Source organism: Paracoccus sp. P2, assembly GCF_046335115.1.
GTDB lineage: Bacteria > Pseudomonadota > Alphaproteobacteria > Rhodobacterales > Rhodobacteraceae > Paracoccus > Paracoccus pantotrophus.
In genome coordinates, this window is record NZ_JBGOSN010000143.1 from 1 (window position 1) to 1,370 (window position 1,370).

1 protein-coding gene and 1 pseudogene are annotated in these 1,370 nt (G+C 60.1%); one reads left to right on the forward strand and one right to left on the reverse strand.

Features of this window, described 5'->3' with window-relative positions:
- Positions 1-97: pseudogene (locus ACDP63_RS24825) on the forward strand (IS5/IS1182 family transposase); the annotation flags it as partial.
- 25 nt (positions 98-122) lie between these two features.
- Here the strand turns inward: ACDP63_RS24825 and ACDP63_RS24830 are convergent.
- Positions 123-1,082 (reverse strand): IS110 family transposase, encoded by a 960-nt coding sequence (locus ACDP63_RS24830; RefSeq protein ID WP_409928852.1) that lies wholly within the window; start codon positions 1,080-1,082, stop codon positions 123-125.
- Positions 1,083-1,370 lie beyond the last annotated feature (288 nt).

Consider the following 1,370-nt stretch of genomic DNA (forward strand, 5'->3'; position numbering starts at 1 on the left):
CAAGGACTGGCGGCGCGTGGCAACCCGATACGACAGATGCCCGAAGGTCTTCCTCTCGGCCATCGCGCTCGCGGCAACCGTCATTTATTGGTTATGAATCCTGTTGCTAGCAACTGTATCTCTCAGGCCGTCGCGGCGGTCCATTTCTGACGGCTCTTGCACAGGGCGTTCGCGACGATAACGAGCTTCCTGGCAACGGCGGTGATGACGACCTTGTGCGGTTTTCCAGCCTTGCGGAGGCGATCTGCGAAGGATTTCAGGCTTGGGTTGTGATGTGCCGCCACCAATGCCGCCTGGAACATCACGTGCCGCAGAGCCCGGCGACCTCCAGCGATGGCCCGTTTCCCGCGAAGGGTTCCGCTGTCGTGCGCGACCGGAGCCAATCCAGTGAGTGCCGCAGCCTCTTCGCCGGTGATGGTGCCGATCTCGGGCATTTCTGCGATTAGCATTGCGCTGACAACCGGGCCGATCCCCGGGATGGAACGAAGGACGACGGCGGTTTCCGAAAGGCGATCGTCACTGGCGATGGCCTGGGTGATCCGGTCTTCCAGTTCCTTGATCAGGCTGTCGATCCGTTGCTTCATCTCGGTGTCGATGTCCTCGAACATTGCGGCGGTGCCCAGTTTCTGATGCGCGCGGATTTGCGCCAGAAGCCGTTTGCGCATCTCGACAAGCTGCGCTCTTTTTGACGTCAGGGCTCTGAGAAAACGTAGCTTTTCTGTGGGAAGACTGCGGCCTGCTTCGGGCCGGAATGCAAAAAAGCGGGCGATGAGTGCGGCATCGATCCGGTCGGTCTTGGCGCGTGTGCCACGGCTTTGCGCAAACGCCTTCACCTGAGCAGGGGGCACCTGGCGGGCTGCAACGCCTTCCGTCTCCAGAAGCGCCCACAACTGCCATTCCTGACCGCCAGTCGATTCAAAGCAGACAACGGCATCCCGGTCTTGGGCAAGATCCGCTACGGCAGCATGACCTGCCGGAGTGTTTGGCACTCTGCAGCAGTGTCCATCCGGGAGGCAATGAACGTCAAGCCAATCGCGGCTGACATCTATGCCGATAACGCGGCCATGTGATAGGTTGTCCATGCTCTCTTCCTTCTGGTGCGCGGTCCTAAAAGGCCGCAATCAACTGTTCGAGACGATGAAGAGAGGCGGTGCCGACAGGCTAAGAAACGTGGTCATGCCACAAGGGTCAGACGTCGCGCACCACCCCGCCATCGGCCCTGGCCGGGGCCGGTGACGGGCCCAGTTTAGCAAAGCCCAGATACAGAAGGGTCAGGACCCATTGATTTCTGCGAGGCTGCGTGATTCACGGTTCGAAAAACGAGCGGTGAACATGTCTGATCTCTTCTGGTTGACCGACGCCCAGATGGC

Bases quoted from the DNA above. Each gene is read 5' to 3' on its own strand.
- ACDP63_RS24830 (WP_409928852.1), bottom strand. From the start codon at position 1,082: ATGGACAACCTATCACATGGCCGCGTTATCGGCATAGATGTCAGCCGC.